Source organism: Pseudomonas rossensis, from assembly GCF_039888995.1.
In the GTDB taxonomy this organism is placed as follows: domain Bacteria; phylum Pseudomonadota; class Gammaproteobacteria; order Pseudomonadales; family Pseudomonadaceae; genus Aquipseudomonas; species Aquipseudomonas rossensis.
Genome location: NZ_JBBWCB010000334.1, coordinates 1 through 437, shown reverse-complemented (window position 1 = coordinate 437; position 437 = coordinate 1). Strand labels below are relative to the sequence as shown.

Here is a 437-nt window from a genome sequence, read left to right as displayed (position 1 = left end):
TGAACATCAACGTCACCCCGGTGGATGACAGCTTCACCGATGTCAGCGAAACCGTGACCACTTCCGAAGACGCTCCGGTGACCGGCAGCGTCCTCACCGGCACCAGCAGCGTCGACGGCCCGGTCAGCGTGCTCAACTTCACCATCGGCGAAACCACCTACGCCGCCGGCAGCACCGCGACCATCGCCAATGTCGGCACCCTGACCATAGGAACGAACGGCGCCTACACCTTCACCCCGGCGGCCAACTACAACGGCACGGTGCCAACGGTCAGCTACACCGTCACCGACGGTTCCGGCAGCAATGTCACCTCGACCCTGAACATCAACGTCACCCCGGTGGATGACAGCTTCACCGATGTCAGCGAAACCGTGACCACTTCCGAAGACGCTCCGGTGACCGGCAGCGTCCTCACCGGCACCAGCAGCGTCGACGGC

At 63.8% G+C, this 437-nt stretch carries 1 protein-coding gene; it reads left to right on the top strand.

Annotated features, from left to right (window positions below; translation table 11 throughout):
- The coding region (locus tag WLY71_RS30750) for a cadherin-like domain-containing protein (protein WP_347806590.1) at positions 1–437 on the top strand (437 nt) is incomplete at both ends.